The following is a 17,542-nucleotide window of genomic DNA, read 5'->3' as shown; positions in this document are numbered from 1 at the left end:
GATGCCGCGACCGATGTCGTTGTCCGAGGTGACCCACGGGGCGGCGCCCTGAATGCTTCACCCCTCTCCCGCACCACCCCAACAGCTTCACACCGTGACCCGTTGGCCCGGAAGGATCAGGATCCGCATGTCCGAGAACCACGACGCAATCGTCACCGACTCCAAAACCGAGGGAGAGGCCGGCGGTTGCCCGGTCGCGCACACGGCGCGTGCCCCGCACCCGACCCAGGGCGGCGGGAACCGCCAGTGGTGGCCCGAGCGGCTGAACCTGAAGATCCTCGCCAAGAACCAGCCCGTGGCCAACCCCATGGACGATGACTTCGACTACGCGGAGGCGTTCCGGTCCCTCGACCTGGCGGCCGTGAAGCGGGACATCCAGGAGGTGCTGACCACCTCGCAGGACTGGTGGCCGGCCGACTTCGGCCACTACGGCCCGCTCATGATCCGGATGGCCTGGCACAGCGCCGGCACGTACCGGATCAGCGACGGCCGCGGCGGTGCCGGCACGGGCCAGCAGCGCTTCGCGCCGCTCAACAGCTGGCCGGACAACGGCAACCTGGACAAGGCCCGCCGCCTGCTGTGGCCCGTCAAGAAGAAGTACGGCAAGAGCATCTCCTGGGCCGACCTGCTGATCCTCACCGGCAACGTGGCCCTGGAGTCGATGGGCGCCAAGACCTTCGGCTTCGCCGGCGGCCGCGTGGACGCCTACGAGCCCGAGGACGACGTCTACTGGGGCCCGGAGACCACCTGGCTCGGCGACGAGCGCTACACGGGCGACCGTGAGCTGGAGGAGCCCCTCGGCGCCGTCCAGATGGGTCTGATCTACGTCAACCCCGAGGGCCCGAACGGCAACCCGGACCCGCTGGCCTCCGCCCGCGACATCCGCGAGACGTTCCGCCGCATGGCGATGAACGACGAGGAGACCGTCGCCCTGATCGCCGGTGGTCACACCTTCGGCAAGACCCACGGTGCCGGCCCGGCCGAGAGCGTCGGCGACGACCCCGAGGCCGCCGGCTTCGAGGAGCAGGGCCTGGGCTGGAAGAACTCCTACGGCACCGGCAAGGGTGCGGACGCCATCACCTCCGGCCTGGAGGTCACCTGGACCAGCACGCCCACCCGGTGGAGCATGGGCTTCTTCGAGAACCTCTTCGGCTACGAGTGGGAGCTGACCGAGAGCCCGGCCGGCGCCAAGCAGTGGAAGCCGAAGGACGGCGCGGGCGAGGGCACCATCCCGCACGCCCACGACCCCAACAAGAAGATCGCCCCGGCGATGCTCACCGCCGACCTGGCGCTCCGCTTCGACCCGGTCTACGAGCAGATCTCCCGCCGCTACTGGCAGAACCCGGAGGAGTTCGCGGACGCCTTCGCCAAGGCCTGGTACAAGCTGACCCACCGCGACATGGGCCCGAAGTCGCTCTACCTCGGCCCGGAGGTCCCGGAGGAGACGCTGCTGTGGCAGGACCCGCTGCCGGAGCAGGTGGACGAGGTCATCAACGCCGCCGACATCGCGGCCCTCAAGGCCAAGCTCCTCGACTCGGGCCTGACCGTCTCGCAGCTGGTCTCCACCGCGTGGGCGTCGGCCTCGACGTACCGCGGCAGCGACAAGCGCGGCGGCGCCAACGGCGCCCGTATCCGCCTGCAGCCGCAGAAGGGCTGGGAGGTCAACAACCCCGACCAGCTCGCCCTGGTCCTGCGCACCCTCGAAAGCGTCCAGCAGGAGTTCAACAGCGGCTCGGACCGCAAGGTCTCGCTGGCCGACCTGATCGTGCTCGGCGGCAGCGCGGCCGTGGAGAAGGCCGCCAAGGACGCCGGTCTCGACATCGAGGTGCCCTTCACCCCGGGCCGGGTCGACGCGACCGACGAGCACACCGACGCGGAGTCCTTCGCGGCGCTGGAGCCGGTGGCCGACGGCTTCCGCAACTACCTGGGCAAGGACAGCCGGCTGCCGGCCGAGTTCCTGCTCGTGGACCGCGCGAACCTGCTCACGCTGAGCGCCCCGGAGATGACCGTCCTGGTCGGTGGCCTCCGCGTCCTCGGTGCGAACTACGACGGTTCCAAGACCGGCGTCCTCACCGAGACCCCGGGCACGCTGACGAACGACTTCTTCGTCAACCTGCTCGACATGGGCACCGCCTGGAGCTCGACCTCCGAGGACCAGACCGCGTTCGAGGGCCGCGACCGGGCCACCGGTGCGGTCAAGTGGACCGGCACCCGTGCCGACCTGGTCTTCGGCTCCAACTCCGAGCTGCGCGCCGTCGCCGAGGTCTACGCCTCCGACGACGCCAAGGAGAAGTTCGCGAAGGACTTCGCCGCGGCGTGGGCCAAGGTCATGGACCTGGACCGGTTCGACCTGATCTGATCCGGGGCCCGCTCCCCCAGCCCGACGGCAACGCCCGGGCCGGCCACAACGGCCGGCCCGGGCGTTCCCGGTGTGCGGATCGGTACCCTCCCACCATGTCCGTACGTGCTTTCGTGCCCGAGGACTTCGCACAGCGGTCAGGCTTCACCTACACCGTTCTCGACCTCGACGGGCAGGTGATCGGGTGCGTGTGTACGACACCGTGAGCCGCCGGCTGTCGTCGGACTGGCCGTTCGAGGAGGTCCGGTACCGGTGAGGGCCGGCCCCGTCGTTCGACGGGGCCGGCCCTTCCGGCCGTGGACGTCAGCCGCGGGCGGCGGGCGTCACACCCGGTCGGCCGCGATCAGCACGTACTGGAAGGAGCCGTCCCGGTACGAGTTGATGAACGCCTCTTCAATGCCGGTGACCAGGGAAGACGTGGCCCGCAGCTCCCAGTAGGGCAGCGTCTCGGGGGTCAGGTCGACGACGGCCTGCGGCACGAGGCGGTTGTCGGCCATGGCCCGCAGGTACTCCCTGCGGGAGTGGATGTTGCACTCGAAGTGCGCGTTGATCTGGGACACCCACTTCGAGGGCTGCCCGTAACGCGGGTTCCAGCAGCCGGTGATGGTGACATAACGGCCGCCGACCGCGAGCACGCGGGAGTGCTCGGCGAAGAGGTCGTGCAGGTCGACGTACATGGTCGACTCGTTGTTCCACGAGGCCGCGGCCATCCCCGACTCGAAGGGCATGTCGAGCATGTTGCACACCCGGGCGTGGACATGGTCCTCGATGCCCAGTTCGCGCGCGCGCCGGTTGGCGAAGTCGGCCTGCTTGGCCGACAGGGTGACCCCCTCGACCTTGCATCCGAAGCGCTGGTGCGCCATGACCATCGAACCGCCCCGGCCGCAGCCGGCGTCCACGAGTGTGGTGTCGCGCCCGACGGGGCCGAGGTGGTCCAGGAGCACCTCGGCCTGTGCCGACTCCAGGCGGTGCAGCTCGGCGATCAGCCGCTTCTCGTAGTCACCGTCGCCGGGGTTCCCGAGGGCGGCGTGGTCGACGTCGCCGATGCCGTAGTGGTGGTGGTAAAGCCCGTCGACGTCGCCGAGACGCAGGTTCACGGGCCTGGCCTCCTGGTCCCAGTAGCGGGCGATGTCCCCCTGGTAGGGCGAGGCCGGGGCGGGCACGAAGGCGGCGGAACCGTTGAGGGTGGAGAACTCGGTGCTGGTCACAGGTGAATCCGTCCTTACCAGAAATCGGGCAGGCTGTACCGATAGGTGTTGGTCTGGTGCCAGTAGTGGTTGCCGTCGACCCAGGCGGCCACTCCCCTCAGGAAGCGCTGCACGGTCGGCACGGGGCAGGCCTCGGCCAGGGCGGCGGCCTCGGCTTCGAAGCGGTGCATGAGGTCGTTGTGGACCTCGACCGCTTTCAGGTAGGCCTCGCGGTGCGAGACGCCCTCGCGTTCGGCGATCACTACGGGCAGGTTCAAGTGCACTCCGGGCGCCTTGAGTTCCTTGGTGTAGGAGTACAGGTCGTTGACGATGGTGGTGGCATTGGAGGCGAGTGCGATGACCCGCTGCACGGCCGGCTGGGCGTGCAGGTCGGCGGGCAGTTCGTAGCCGCCGACCGTGTCGGTGATGGTCGGGCAGGGGCGGAAGTTGTTGAACTGACGCATCGCCAGGTATGCCCAGACCTCGGGCACCTCCTCCGTCTGGGCCCAGGCGGCCTCGGCGAGGTATCCCAGGTGCAGCCGGGCCATGTCGTGCCGGTACCGGTCGGCCTGGGAGGGGGTGGCGGTCCGGAGGAAGTACTCCATGGCGGAGCGGTAGGCACGCCGCGGGGCGTCCGATCCGAGCGACTCCAGCCACGCGGGCTCGTACTCCTCCGTGGTGTGCAGCGGATCGAGGGCGGTGTGCGCCAGCAGGAGGCGGCTGCCGAGGCCGACGGGCGAGCCACCGTGGTCCTCGCAGTAGCAGTCGTCGACGGCGTTCTCGGCGACCATCAGCCGCGTGGCGACCATGACGTGTTCGACGGTGGGCGCGTCCGGGTGGCAGGCGACCATGTAGCGGCCGACGGAGAAACCGTCGAACTGGTCCTCCCACTCCGGGGGATACACCTCGGCCTCTTCCACCGCCCACTCCTTGATGCGGCGGCTGACCTCCGCCACCCGCGCCGGATCGGGCTCCGGGATCGGGTGGTGGTAGAGGCCCGGAATGGGCGTGCCCTCCGCCGGCGCCCCGGACTCCGGGTCGGGCTCCGGGGCGGACTCCGGGTCGGCCGCGGGCTCGGGTGCGGCAGCAGGCTCGTGGTCGGCCGGGGGCTCCGCGCGCGGGGCCAGACGCAGCCCCGCCGTCCCCAGCCCGCTCGGGCCGCGCAGGATCCGCTCCAGCGCGGAATCCGGCTCGCTCGCGGGGCCGTCGGTGGGTTCGGGCACCGCCACGGGACTCGCCGCGTCCGTCACGCCCGCTTCGGCAGCGGCTCCGGCTTCGACGTCGGGCGTACGGGCGGCGGTACCGAAGCGGGCCGCGACATCGAACAGGCTCGACCGCAAAGGAGTGGTCCGCAGCGGGAAGTTCCCGTGATCGGGCATGGGTGACTCCTGGGTGTGGTGATGGATGGGACGCCCGCTCACCGATGCCCTTCGGCGTAACGGTTCTTCCGCCGCAGCCGCCTCCGCGGCCACCGTTGCGACCACCGTCGCGACCACCGGACGGGAACGGCTCGGAGCCCCGACGCGTCGAGCAGCAGCGGTCATCGGGCGAGCTCTCCTTCGTGGGGTGGCGAGCGGCGTACGTGGGGTGAACCGGCGAATGAGAAAGGGGAGGACACATATCTGGTAATCGGGAACGAATATCTGAGAATCCGCCGAGATCCCTGGAAACAGTAACGGCCGGTACGCCCCGCTCGCCCAGGCGACTGGTGGAGTTACCACGATGCAGTGATCTCACTCCGCACCGGGTTTATCCGGGCGACCGACGGCATTCGGACTATCTGTGCGGGGGCACGTTTGACGTGCGCCGCAGCCACTCTCCGCCACACCCTCAACTCCTGCACCGCACAGCCGAAACGGCGCCTCTACAGGCGCCACTCGCACCTCAGGAGACCAATGCAGATCTCGCCATATCGAGGAGCCGTGACCTTCCCGGAAATGCCCTGCCGAGGGATTCGGCCACGGCTCGGCTCCCGACAGTTGCCTGCCGGGAGCCGAGGTGTGGCGTCACCGCACGGAAGTCGTCCAGCGACGGCGGGTGAGGAGGAGCAATACGGCTCCGGCAGTTGCGCACAGGGCGGCGGTCGTGCCGAGGAGCGCGAGGTCGTCCTCGCCGGTACGGGCCAGTTGGTCCGGGGTGGCGGCCTCGTGCGCCGCGACGACCGGGGGCGGGGCCCAGGTGCCGTGGAGAACGGCCTGGCGGGGCCAGTACATGCGGAGCATCACGTTGAAGGTGCCGGCGGGTGCGGGCAGCCAGTTGGCCCGTTCCTCAGCGGCCGTCGGCCGGTCGTGCTGAAGGTGGATGTCCATCGAACCGTCGCTGTTGCGCCGCGGCGTGACCGTGTGGCCGATCTCGTAGCGGTCGATGGGGTTGGGCACCAGGAAGCCCTGCTGGTCGTACATGGTGAGGGACCAGAAGGCGCGGGCCGGCGGGGTGTGGCCGGGCGGGAAGTGGATCGTGTACCGGTGTGCGCCGGTCAACTGCCGGCCGTGGCTGTCGGTGAGGACGAGGGGGTAGACGGCGTCCTGGGGCAGGTTGGCGCCCAGGCCCTGCCAGGCCGTGGCGGCCCGGCGCAGGTAGTCGGTCCCGTAGCGGCCCAGGTTGAGCGCTACTCGCCAGCCGTTGACGTCCTTGCCGAGGGCAGGCACGGCTTCCTTGATCATTCGCTGGCCCCGGGCGACGGACTGGCGCAGCGCGTGGGCGGTGGCGCTTCCCTTGGCGTCGATGTCGAACGGCTCACCGGGGCTGATGCCGAGCCGTTTCAAGGTGTCGACCATGGGGGCGTCCGCGGGGCCGGGCGGATTGTCCGCCATGGCCGCGGCGAGCCGGGAGTAGAACGTCGCCGCGTCCATGCGGGCGACGCGGTCCGGCGGCGGGACGGTGGGCACGCGCGGGTCGACCCGCCCCGGGGCCGGGGTGTGGTGACGGCCGTACGCGCTGAGCGGCGTGAGGGTGTACCGGGCCGTCAGCGCGTGCACCGCGGGGAGGTCGGCGGGGCCGTTGAGCTGGGTACGCCCGATGATCCAGGCCGAGTCGGTGGGCGACGAGATGCGTGTGACGCCGGCCGGCAGGGTGCCGTGCCAGCCGGGGCCGGTGATCGCGAAGTCACCCGCCCGGGTCCCCGTGGTCCGCTTGCCCGGCGAGGCGATGACGTCCGTCCACGCGCTGAGGATCGGCATCAGGTAGTAGCGGCCGTGGGTGTCGGGCACGTGCAGGACCACCGGCCCGGCCTTCAGGTCCAGCCAGGCCGAGGAGTACAGCGTGTCCACGTTGGGTGAGACGACCGTCCTGAACGCGGGGCCGGGGACGTTCTTCGACGTCACGAACCGGTTCGGCGGCGCCTGGTTGGTGGCGGCGTCCGGGCGCGTGACGTTGGTGCTCAGCTGCCGCGTGGCCTGCGTGAGGACCAGGGGGTAGCCATAGAGGTAGGCGTTCACCGCGTCGGCGGCGGCGGACGGGACGTCACCGCCCGAGGGTGCTCGCGGAGCGGCGTCCGCCTGGCCGGCGCCCGCCCACAGCAGGAGCGTGGTCACGGCAGCGGTGGCGGCGCTCCGCCGCAGTTTCCCTGGGCGGGCGAAGTGTGTGACGTGCATGAGGTTTCCTCCTCACACGGGAGGCGCGGGCACCGGGAGCGGTGTCCCGAGCGAAGGCCGGGCGGCCGGCCCCCGGGGAGCCGGCCGCCTGCTGGGCCCAATGGCGAATTCAACACCAGGTACGGCCCGCCTTCCGCGCCTCGAACCCGCCATAAGCACGCACCGCGGTGGCGCTCGTGGAGCCGGTACGGCACGTACGGCAGGTGCGGCGGGTGTCCGACCGGTACCGGCCCTGACAGGCGTCGGGAACCGGCCCGAAGGAGCGTCGCGGTGCGCCGGTTTCTGCGAGACGCTCGGCACGGGGTGCGGGCGTACCGGCAGTGCCGCCGGGCCGCGGGGGAACGCACCCGGCCATCGCGATCGCATGGTCAGGGTGACAGCCATTTCTTACGGTGCCACCGCACCCGGCGAGGAAGGCGTGCTGTGATGAGCGATTCCGTCATGCGTACCGCGGGACGGTCCCCCGACGAGCGGGCGGGCCGGCTCTCGGAGATCGAGTTGAGCGTCAACGGCCGGGTGCGGCGGCTCGCGGTGGATCCGCGGACCACGTTGCTCGACGCGTTGCGTGAACGTCTGGGCCTGACCGGGACCAAGAAGGGGTGTGATCACGGGCAGTGCGGTGCCTGCACCGTGCTGGTCGACGGCCGGCGCATCAACTCCTGCCTGACGCTCGCCGTCATGCACGAGGGCGACGAGGTGGTGACCATCGAGGGCCTGGGCGCCCCTGACGACCTGCATCCGATGCAGCGTGCCTTCGTCGAGCGGGACGGTTTCCAGTGCGGCTACTGCACCCCCGGCCAGATCTGCTCGGCCGTCGGCATGCTCTCCGAAGTGGCGGCGGGCTGGCCCAGCCATGCCACCGCGGCGGCCGACGCGGTGGCGCAGCGGATCGCGCTGACCGACGAGGAGATCCGCGAGCGGTTGAGCGGCAACATCTGCCGGTGCGCGGCGTACCCCCACATCGTCGCGGCCGTCCGCAGCGTGGCGGAGGGAGACGCGGGATGAGGGCCTTCACCTACGAACGCGCGACGGACGCACGGGCCGCCGTGGCCGCGGTGTCCGAGCCCGGTGCGAAGTTCATCAGTGGCGGCACCAATCTGCTCGACCTGATGAAGTTGGACATCGAGCAGCCCAGCCACCTGGTGGACATCAGCCGGCTGCCGCTGCGGAACATCGAGGATCTGCGGGACGGCGGACTGCGCATCGGTGCCCAGGCGGCCAACTCCGATGTCGCCGCCGACGCCCGCGTACGCACCCGCTATCCGGTGCTGTCCCAGGCATTGCTGTCCGGTGCCTCGGGCCAGTTGCGCAACAAGGCGTCCACCGGCGGCAACCTGATGCAGCGCACGCGCTGTCCCTACTTCTACGACACCGCCGCTGCCTGCAACAAGCGCCGCCCGGGGGCCGGTTGCGCGGCGATCGGCGGCTTCAACCGGATCCACGCGATCCTCGGTGCCGGCGACTCCTGCATCGCCACCCACCCCTCCGACATGGCCGTCGCGATGACCGCGCTGGGCGCGCGGATCACACTGCTCGACACCGATCAGTCGGTACGCCACGTCGACATCGCGGACTTCTACCGGCTGCCCGGCGACACACCGCACCGCGAAACCGTGCTGCGGCCGGGCGAGATGATCACCGACGTCGTCCTGCCGCCGCCCCCGCCGGGCCGGCAGCTCTACCGCAAGGTGCGCGACCGGGCGTCCTACGAGTTCGCCCTCGTATCGGTGGCGTCCGTGCTCTCGGTGAAGCAGGACACCGTCCGTGCGGCGCGAGTGGCGTTCGGCGGTGTGGCGGCCAAGCCGTGGCGGTCGGTCGAGGCGGAGGCCGCGCTGATCGGCCGCCCGGCCACGATGGCCACGTACCGCGACGCCGCCCGGGCCGCGCTGCGCAACGCGATCGGGCGGGGACACAACGACTTCAAGATCGAGCTGGCCGAGCGCACGCTGTGCCGCACCCTGGCGCACCTGGCCGCCGCGAGTTGAGGAGGCGCGATGACCGGGCAAGGGATGACCGGACAAGGGCATGCCGGGCAAGGGGTGATCGGGCGCGCCGTGCACCGCGTCGACGGCCCGCTGAAGGTCACCGGCCGGGCCACGTACGCCTACGAGCACGGTGCCGAGGACCGCCCGCTCTACGGGTACATCGTCGGCGCGACCATCGGCAGGGGGCGCCTCACCCGGATCGACACCGCGAACGCCGAGCGCGCACCGGGCGTCCGCCTGGTCATGACCCACCACAACGCCCCGGAGCAAGGACCGCGCGACACCTCCGTCCCCATCGAATACTGGCGCGCCCAGCCGATGCTGACCGGTCCCGAGATCCACCATTACGGCGAGCCGGTCGCGCTGGTCGTCGCCGCGGCCTTCGAGCAGGCGCGGGCGGCGGCGGGGCTCGTCGAGGTGGCGTACGAGGAGCGGCCCGGGCGTTATGACTTCGCCGCGCTCAGGGACGACACGTACGTACCGAAGGTGGTCAACGCCGGGCTTCCCACCGACACCGCGGTGGGTGATTTCGACGCCGGATTCCGGTCCGCCGCGGTCACCGTCGACCGGCTCTACACCACGCCGTACGAGTTCTCCATGCCGATGGAGCCGCACGCGTGCACGGCGGTACCGCAGGGTGCGGACCTGACCGTCCACGTCAGCGCCCAGATCGTCGATGCGGCGCTGGCATCGGTCGCCGCCACGCTCCGGCTCGACCCGGCGCGGATCCACGTGGTCGCCCCCTACGTGGGCGGTGGCTTCGGTTCCAAGCTGGGCATCCACGCCGAGACGATTTTGGCGGCGCTCGCCGCCCGCATGGTGCGCCGGCCGGTCAAGGTCGCGCTCACCCGGCAGCAGATCTTCCAGCTCGTCGGGCTGCGCCCCACGTCGAGCCAGCGGGTCCGGCTGGGCGCGGACCGGGACGGGCGGCTGGTGGCGCTCGCGCACGACGTCACCATGCACACCAACCCCGACATGGAGTACGCCGAGCAGACCGCCGCCACCACCCGCAGCCTCTACGCCGCGCCCCACCGGCTGACGAGTCACCGGCTGACGCCGCTGGACCTGCCGCGCGGCGAGGACGTCCGCTCGCCGGGCGACGCACCGGGCCTGCTGGCGGTGGAATCGGCGATGGACGAGCTGGCCGACGCACTCGACATGGACCCGGTCGAGCTGCGGATCCGCAACGAACCCACCGTCGACCCCGAGCGCGGCGTCCCGTACAGCGACCGGCACCTGGTCGAGTGCCTGCGCGAGGGTGCCCGCCGGTTCGGCTGGGAGCGCCGCCCCACCAGGCCGGCGAGCGTGCGCGACGGGCAGTGGCTGGTGGGTTACGGCACGGCCGCCGCCATCCGCGGGCACTTCCAGATGCCGACGACGGTGCGGGTCCGGCTGGCGGCGGACGGCACCGCCACCGTCCAGTCGGACATGACCGACATCGGGACGGGCACCTACACGATCCTGACGCAGGTCGCGGCCGACGGGCTCGGGTTGCCGACCGACCGGGTGCGCGTCGAGCTCGGGCGCTCGGAGTTCCCGACCAGCATGGGGTCCGGCGGCTCGTGGGGCGCCGCCAACTCCAGCACCGCGGTGCACCGGGCCTGCCACGCCCTGCGGAAGAGGCTGCTGGCCGCGGTGCGGGAGGACACCCGCTCCGCGCTGTGCGGGTTGCCCTGGGAGAAGGCGGTGTTCGCCGACGGCCGGGTGCGCATCGGCGAGGCGTCGGAGGCGCTGAGCGACCTCGTCGCCCGCCACTTCCCCGACGGTGTGCAGACGACGGGCGAGACCCTCGCCATGACCGACGATCCCCACTACTCGGCCTACTCGATCCACACCTACGGCGCGCACTTCGCCGAGGTGGGCGTCGACGCCGACACCGCCGAGATCCGGCTGCGGCGGATGCTGGGCGTGTTCTCGGTGGGGCGCGTACTCAACGCGAAGACGGCACGCTCACAGCTGATCGGCGGCATGATCTGGGGCGTCGGCGCGGCCCTGCAGGAGGAGGGCGTCGTCGACGTCCGTACCGGGGCCTTCGCCACCCGGGACCTCGCGCACTACCTGGTGCCCGTGCACGCCGACATCCCCGCCGTCGACGCGGTCGTCCTCGACGGGTACGACGACAAGGCCAACGCGCTGGGCGCGAAGGGCATCGGCGAGCTGGGCATCTGCGGGGCCGGCGCGGCGGTCGCCAACGCGGTGTTCAACGCCACCGGGGTACGCGTACGCGACTTCCCGCTGACGCTGGAGAAGGTGTTGCCCGGTCTGCCGCCGCCGGAGGAGTGAGTCGCCACGGCTGCGGGTGCCTGAGCCCCCGGCGACCGCCGGTCGCGTGCCACCCGGGGGCTTGTCAGCTGGTGGCGCCGAGGTCCACGTCGAGGTCTTCGGTCTCGGCCCAGAAGCCGTCGTCCGCTTCCGGGAGCCGCGCGGCGGCGTGCTTCAGGTGGCGGCGCGCGGCGGCGCAGGCCGCCTCGGCGTCGCCGGCCTCGATGGCGGTCAGGATGGCGTGGTGCTCCTGCCGGACCGCCTCGAAGTAGTCCTCCCGCCGCGCCTCGTTCGCGCGCGTGACGCGGATGCCGCTGCGCAGCACCTCGCCGAGGTACCGCAGCGTCGAGACCATCACCGCGTTCCCGGTCGACTCGGCGATGGACCGGTGGAAGGCGAGGTCCTCGTCCGCACCGTCGCCCCCGGCCGCGACCGCGGCATCGATCGCGTCCAGGGCCTGCCGCATCCGGGCCAGGTCGTCGGGCGTGGCACGGGTGGCCGCCAGGGAGGCGGCCTCCCCCTCGATGGCGCGGCGCAGCTCGACGATCTGCCGCACCTTCCCCTTGGTGTCGTCGGCCTCGGCTTCCAGGTCGAGCGGCCGGGTGCGCCGGGGCATGACGAACACGCCGAGGCCCTGGCGCGGTTCGACCAGGCCCGCGTTGCGGAGCCTGGAGACGGCTTCGCGTACGACCGTGCGGCTGACGCCGAGCTGCTTGACCAGCTCCACCTCGGTCGGCAGCTTGTCGCCCTCGGCCAGCCGCCCGGACTCGATCTCCTCGGAGAGCACCGCGGCGACCCGGTCGGCCAGCCGCACGGGACCACTCAACTTGGACAGCATGATGTTCAGTCTACGGACGCGCTCGTCGCCCTGCGCGGGGCGTCGACGGCCACGGCGTCGGCGTGGCCGCGCAGGTAGTCCCGTACGACCGCTTCGAAGCTCGGGTCCGGTGTCAGTCCGAGCGCGGCGGCGCGGGTGTTGTCGAAGCGGGCGGGCCAGGAGCCGACGATCGCCTCGACGTCCCGGTCCGGCGCGACCGTCACCAGGTCGGCGACGGCGTCGCCGGCCACCCGCCGCAGCGTGTCCAGCATCTCGGCGACCGTGACCGTGAGCGCCGGCAGGTTGACGGGCAGCCGGCCCTCGAGCCGGCCGGGCCCGGTGCCCCGCTCGGCCTCCGCGACGCGCAGGATGCCTTCGACCGTACGCCGCGGTGACGCGAGGGCCACCGCCAGGCCGGGGTCGACCGGGCAGGTCGCCGGGGAGCCGGCGAGCGGCTCGCGGACGATGCCGGAGAGGAAGCCGGAGGCGGCCGCGTTCGGCTTGCCCGGCCGCACCGCGACGGTCATGAGGCGGGCGACGCGTCCGTCGAGGAAGCCGCGCCGGGTGTACTCGGCGACCAGCTGCTCGCAGACGAACTTCTGCACTCCGTAGCTCGACCGGGGCATCGGCAGGGTCGCCTCGCTGACCACCGGGGGCAGCGGCAGCGCGGGGTCGGCGCCGTAGATCGCGACGCTGCTGGCGAACACCAGGCGCGGCGTGGGGCCGCCGGCGGCCGACTGCGCCCGGGCGGCTTCGAGCAGTGCGCGGGTGGTGTCGACGTTCGCGCTCATGCCGAGGTCGAAGTCCGCCTCGCACTCGGCGGAGACCGCGGCGGCGAGGTGGATCAGTACGTCCACCGGCTCCGCGAACAGCTGCTGCAGGCGGTCGGTCAGGTCGCCCTGGACGACGTCCACGACGGGGGATCCGCTGCCCGAAGAGGCCGGGGACAGGTCGGCCGCCGCCGGTGCGCCGGACGGTACGCACCGGTCGGCGAGCACCAGCCGGTCGATCGGCGCACCGCCGAAGGTCCCCGTCCTCAGCAGTGCGGCGGCGACCTGGCGTCCCAGGAAGCCGAACCCACCCGTGATGACGATCCTCATGCGTGCTCTCCTCGATAGTCGTTCAGCCAGCCGAGGCCCTCGCTCGTGCCGGCGCGGGGGCGGTACTCGCAGCCGATCCACCCGTCGAAACCCACCTCGTCGACGACGTCGAACAGGTGGCGGAAGTCGACCTCGCCCCGGTCGGGTTCGTGGCGGTCGGGCACGCCCGCGATCTGCAGGTGACCGACCCGGCCTGTGGGGACGTCGCGGCGCAGGGTCGTGGTGAGGTCGCCCTCGACGATCTGGCAGTGGTAGAGGTCGAGTTGCACCTTGAGGTCGGCGGCACCCACCTCCCGCACCACAGCATGGGCCTGCGCCTGGGTGCGCAGGAAGTAGCCCGGCATGTCGCGGCCGTTGATCGGCTCGATCAGGAGGTCGACACCGGCCGCTGCGGCCTGCTCCGCTGCCGAGGCCAGGTTGGTCAGGTAGGTCGCGTGGTGGGCGGCCCGCTCCGCGGGCGTCGCGTCCGGCCGCACCAGCCCGGCCATCACGTGGACGCGCGGGCAGCCCAGCGCTGCGGCGTACTCCAGGGCCCGCTCGACCCCGGAGCGCGTTTCCGCCTCGCGGCCGGGCAGGGCGGCCGTCCCGCGCTCACCCGCCTCCCACGCTCCGGGAGGCGCGTTGAAGAGCACCTGGCGCAGGCCGTGGTCGTCGAGCCGGCGGCGCAGCTCGGTGCTGTCGTACTCGTACGGGAAGAGGTACTCGACGGCCTCGAAGCCGTCCGCCGCTGCCGCGGCGAAGCGGTCGAGGAAGTCGTGTTCGGTGTACATCATGGACAGGTTCGCGGCGAACCTCGGCATGGTGGCTCCTGCGTTCGGGCCGGGACCGTCGGTCCCGTCAGCGGTTGACGACCTGCTTCTTGGTGGTGAGCACCGCGGCGGCACCGACCAGGAGGCTGAGCGCCAGGACGTACATCGGGATCGTTGCCGAACCGGTGGCGTCCTTGAGCGCGCCGATCATGTACGGGCTCACGAAGCCGGCCAGGTTGCCCACCGAGTTGATCACAGCGAGGCCGGCCGCCGCCGCGGTGCCGCCCAGGAACGCGGTGGGCAGTGACCAGAACAGTGGCGCGCAGGTCAGCACGCCGGCCGCGGCGAAGGACAGCGCGATCAGGGAGAGCACGGTCGACCCCGCCCAGCCCGCGGCCAGCGAGAACCCCACGGCGCCCATGAGGGACGGGACGACGAGGTGCCAGCGGCGCTCGCGGCGCTTGTCCGACGACGCGCCGAACACGTTCATCGCGACGAGCGCGGCCAGGTACGGCACGGCGCTGAGCACACCGATCGTGAGGTTGTCCTCGATGCCGGTTGACCGGACGAACGTGGGCATCCAGAAGGTCAGGGCGTACTGGCCCATCACGAAGCAGAAGTAGATGAGGCACATGAGCCACACCTTGGGCTCGCGGAACGCGTCCAGGACCCGGCCGTGCACGCTCTGGTGCGCGGCGTCGTCCGCCAACGCCCGCTCGATGACGGTCTTCTCCTCGTCGGTGAGCCACTTGGCGCCGCGCACCGTGTCGTCGAGGTAGCACAGCGTCGCCACGCCGACGGCGACCGCGGGAAGTCCCTCCAGCAGGAACAGCCACTGCCAGCCCTGCCAGCCGTTCGCACCGTGGAACCGCTCCATGATCCAGCCGGAGAGGGGGTTGCCGAAGATGCCCGCCACCGGGATGGCCGACATGAACATCGCGATCACGCGGGCCCGGCGGTGCGCGGGGAACCAGTAGGTGCAGTAGAGGATCACGCCGGGATAGAACCCCGCCTCCGCGGCGCCGAGCAGGAACCTGAGCGCGTAGAACGTCGCCTCGTTGGTGATGAACATGAACGCCGCGGAGACCAGGCCCCAGGTGATCATGATGCGGGCGATCCAGGTGCGGGCGCCGACGCGCTGCAGCATGAGGTTCGAGGGAACCTCGAAGAGGAAGTAGCCGATGAAGAACAGGCCGGCACCGAGGCCGTACGCCGCTTCGCTGAACCCGAGGTCGTCGGACATCTGCAGCTTCGCGAAGCCGACGTTGACCCGGTCCAGGTAGGAGACGACGTAACACAGCATGAGGAAGGGGACGAGGCGTCTTACGACCTTGCGGAAGACGGCGTTCTCACGGGCGTGGCCGGTGGCCTCGGGCGCCGTGGCGGCGGGAGTGGGCATGCGGAAACCCTTCGTGCGGCTCAGGGATTCTCGGACGGGGGACGGAACGTCACGGGGAGGGGAACAACACGGGGAACAGCACCGCGAACGGCACGGCGAACGACACCGCGAACGGCACGGTGAGCGTCACCACGCGGCGCCGAACGCGGACCTCAGTTCGTCGATGGCGTCGGCGGGGAGCGGGGCGGGCCGACGTCCGGTGGTCAGCCAGAGGCGCGCCGTCTCTTCGAGTTCTTCGAGGACGGCGAGGGCCGCGGCCGGGTCGGGGCCCCACACCACGGGACCGAGCCGGTCGAGCAGGACGGCTCTGATCGGGGTGCCGTGCGCTGCGCGGTCGGCGATGCGCGCGGTCACCAGGTCGGCCACGCGCGGGTCGCCGGGCCGGTGGTACGGAATGAGCGGGACGTGCCCGACCTTCATCACGTAGTACGGGGTGAGGGGCGGGAGCACGTCGTCCGGGCGCCACACGCCGGCCAGCGTCAACGCGACCAGGTGCGTGGAGTGGGTGTGCAGGACGAACCGGGCGGTGGGATCGGCGGCGTAGATGCGCCGGTGCAGCGTCAGGGTCTTGCTGGCGCGGTCGCCGGCGGTCTGCTCGCCGCTCGCATCGACCAGTGCGAGGCGTGCGGGTGCGAGGAAACCGAGGGCGGCGTCGGTAGGGGTGATCAGGTAGCGGTCGCCCACCCGCGCGCTGATGTTGCCGGCGCTGGCGTGGACGTACCCCCGCGCGAACAGGCTCGTACCCACCCGGACGATCTCGTCGCGCGCCGCGTCGACGGCGGCGTCGGAGTGCTGGTGCGGGTGCCGGGTCACACGGCCTCCCGGTCCAGGTGGGCGAACGCGTCGGTGAAGAAGTCCGGGCCGCCGAAGTTGCCCGACTTCAGGGCGAGATGGAGCGTCTCCCCGTCGGGGAGGGTGGCCGCGCACCACGGCACGCCGGGGTCGATCTGCGGCCCGATCCGCAGTCCGGTGATGCCGAGCGCCTGGACGACGGCTCCGGAACTCTCGCCACCCGCGACGACGAGCCGGCGCACACCGTGCTCCACCAGGCCCTGCGCGACGCGGGCAAGGGTACGTTCCACCAGCTCACCGGCCTCGGCCGCGCCGAGTCGGCGCTGTACGGACCGGACCGCCTCGGGCGCCTCGGTGGAGTGGACGAGCACGGGCCCGCCGGCCAGGTGCGCGGCGGCGAATCCCAACGCCTGGCCGGCCACGTCCTCGCCGGCCGCGATGCGCAAGGGGTCCACGCCGAACGCGGGCCGTCCGGTCCGCAGGAACGCATCGACCTGGCGGTTCGTGGCGGCGGACACCGATCCGGAGACGACGGCCGCATGGCCGCCGGCCGGTGGCAGCTGCGCGGCGGCGCGGGACGGCTCGAACCCCCAGTTCGCCGGCAGGCCGATCGCCAGCCCGGAGCCGGCGGTCACCAGGGGCAGCCCCTCGACCGCCGCGCCCAGGCGCAGCAGGTCGTCGTTGGAGACCGCATCGACGACGGCGACGCCACAGCCCGCCGCGCGCAGGGCGCCGATGCGGTCGCGTACCGCCTCGGGGCTGTCCGCGACGGCCGTGTGGTCGATGAGTCCGACCGGTCGCCCGGTCTGCGCGCCGAGGACGGCGACCAGGTTCGAGTCGGTCATCGGAGTGAGCGGGTGGTGCCGCATGCCGCTCTCGCTCAGCAGCACGTCGCCGACGAAGAGATGCCCCTTGAAGACCGTGCGTCCGTTGTCGGGGAACGCCGGCGTCGCCACCGTGAAGTCGGTGTCCAAGGCGTCCATCAGGGCCTCGGTGACCGGCCCGATGTTCCCGGCCGGCGTGGAGTCGAAGGTGGAGCAGTACTTGAAGTAGATCTGCTCGGCACCGGCCGACCGCAGCCAGGCCAGTGCCCGCAGCGACGCCTCGACGGCGTCGGCGGCCGGCACCGTCCGCGACTTCAGCGCGATGACCACGGCGTCCGCGTCCACCGCCCGCCCGTCGCCGGCCGGTGGCACGTCGATCAGTTGGACCACGCGCATGCCGGCGCGCACCAGGTTGTTGGCGAGGTCGGTGGCGCCGGTGAAGTCATCGGCGATACAGCCGAGTCGGATTCCCATG

The 17,542-nt window shown here is 71.7% G+C and carries 13 protein-coding genes; 4 read left to right on the top strand and 9 right to left on the bottom strand.

Going from position 1 to position 17,542, the window contains the following annotated elements:
* The first annotated feature begins 127 nt into the window (after window positions 1–127).
* Window positions 128–2,359 (top strand): catalase/peroxidase HPI, encoded by a 2,232-nt coding sequence (katG, locus tag IF20_RS19480; RefSeq protein WP_052866527.1) that lies wholly within the window; start codon window positions 128–130, stop codon window positions 2,357–2,359.
* Between the two features lie 323 nt (window positions 2,360–2,682).
* On the opposite strand, the gene IF20_RS19475 is transcribed toward katG, so the two are convergent.
* From IF20_RS19475 to IF20_RS19465, 3 genes are all read right to left on the bottom strand, one after another.
* A complete protein-coding gene (locus tag IF20_RS19475; RefSeq protein ID WP_052866526.1) occupies window positions 2,683–3,567 on the bottom strand; it encodes a geranyl diphosphate 2-C-methyltransferase in 885 nt (294 codons plus the stop codon).
* Window positions 3,568–3,581: 14 nt separating this feature from the next.
* Complete coding sequence (locus IF20_RS19470; protein WP_407702530.1) at window positions 3,582–4,886, bottom strand: family 2 encapsulin nanocompartment cargo protein terpene cyclase; 1,305 nt, start codon at window positions 4,884–4,886, stop codon at window positions 3,582–3,584.
* Between the two features lie 666 nt (window positions 4,887–5,552).
* Window positions 5,553–7,139 (bottom strand): DUF1254 domain-containing protein, encoded by a 1,587-nt coding sequence (locus IF20_RS19465; RefSeq protein WP_110944341.1) that lies wholly within the window; start codon window positions 7,137–7,139, stop codon window positions 5,553–5,555.
* A 426-nt stretch (window positions 7,140–7,565) separates the two neighbouring features.
* Between IF20_RS19465 and IF20_RS19460 the strand changes: the two genes are divergently transcribed.
* The 3 genes from IF20_RS19460 to IF20_RS19450 are packed head-to-tail and all read left to right on the top strand — an operon-like array spanning window position 7,566 to window position 11,407.
* Window positions 7,566–8,144, top strand: coding sequence for a 2Fe-2S iron-sulfur cluster-binding protein (locus IF20_RS19460; RefSeq protein WP_110944340.1), 579 nt, complete (start codon window positions 7,566–7,568; stop codon window positions 8,142–8,144).
* Entirely contained in the window at window positions 8,141–9,124 is a 984-nt protein-coding gene (locus IF20_RS19455) for an FAD binding domain-containing protein (protein ID WP_052866524.1), read from the top strand. Before IF20_RS19460 ends, IF20_RS19455 begins: the two co-directional genes overlap by 4 nt.
* Before the next feature lie 9 nt (window positions 9,125–9,133).
* On the top strand, window positions 9,134–11,407 hold the full coding sequence (locus IF20_RS19450; RefSeq protein ID WP_234426733.1) for a xanthine dehydrogenase family protein molybdopterin-binding subunit: 2,274 nt from the start codon (window positions 9,134–9,136) through the stop codon (window positions 11,405–11,407).
* A 64-nt stretch (window positions 11,408–11,471) separates the two neighbouring features.
* Here the strand turns inward: IF20_RS19450 and IF20_RS19445 are convergent, their stop codons facing one another.
* The 6 genes from IF20_RS19445 to otnK form a co-directional block, all read right to left on the bottom strand.
* The gene (locus tag IF20_RS19445) at window positions 11,472–12,224 is read right to left on the bottom strand and encodes a FadR/GntR family transcriptional regulator (protein ID WP_052866522.1); all 753 of its coding nucleotides are present in this window, start codon (window positions 12,222–12,224) and stop codon (window positions 11,472–11,474) included.
* A 5-nt stretch (window positions 12,225–12,229) separates the two neighbouring features.
* Window positions 12,230–13,303 (bottom strand): D-erythronate dehydrogenase, encoded by a 1,074-nt coding sequence (denD, locus tag IF20_RS19440; RefSeq protein ID WP_052866521.1) that lies wholly within the window; start codon window positions 13,301–13,303, stop codon window positions 12,230–12,232.
* The gene (otnI, locus tag IF20_RS19435; RefSeq protein WP_052866520.1) at window positions 13,300–14,103 is read right to left on the bottom strand and encodes a 2-oxo-tetronate isomerase; all 804 of its coding nucleotides are present in this window, start codon (window positions 14,101–14,103) and stop codon (window positions 13,300–13,302) included. Before otnI ends, denD begins: the two co-directional genes overlap by 4 nt.
* Before the next feature lie 37 nt (window positions 14,104–14,140).
* Window positions 14,141–15,451 (bottom strand): MFS transporter, encoded by a 1,311-nt coding sequence (locus IF20_RS19430; protein ID WP_052866519.1) that lies wholly within the window; start codon window positions 15,449–15,451, stop codon window positions 14,141–14,143.
* 126 nt (window positions 15,452–15,577) lie between these two features.
* Complete coding sequence (locus IF20_RS19425) at window positions 15,578–16,264, bottom strand: class II aldolase/adducin family protein (protein WP_052866518.1); 687 nt, start codon at window positions 16,262–16,264, stop codon at window positions 15,578–15,580.
* Window positions 16,261–17,541 (bottom strand): 3-oxo-tetronate kinase, encoded by a 1,281-nt coding sequence (gene otnK, locus IF20_RS19420; protein ID WP_052866517.1) that lies wholly within the window; start codon window positions 17,539–17,541, stop codon window positions 16,261–16,263. The genes IF20_RS19425 and otnK overlap by 4 nt, the downstream gene beginning before the upstream one ends.
* Window position 17,542 lies beyond the last annotated feature (1 nt).

The sequence above is a fragment of the Streptomyces niger genome, assembly GCF_000718305.1.
Classification (GTDB): domain Bacteria; phylum Actinomycetota; class Actinomycetes; order Streptomycetales; family Streptomycetaceae; genus Streptomyces; species Streptomyces niger.
The sequence above is the reverse complement of the archived record's forward strand: the minus strand, read 5'-3'. Positions and strand labels throughout refer to the sequence as shown.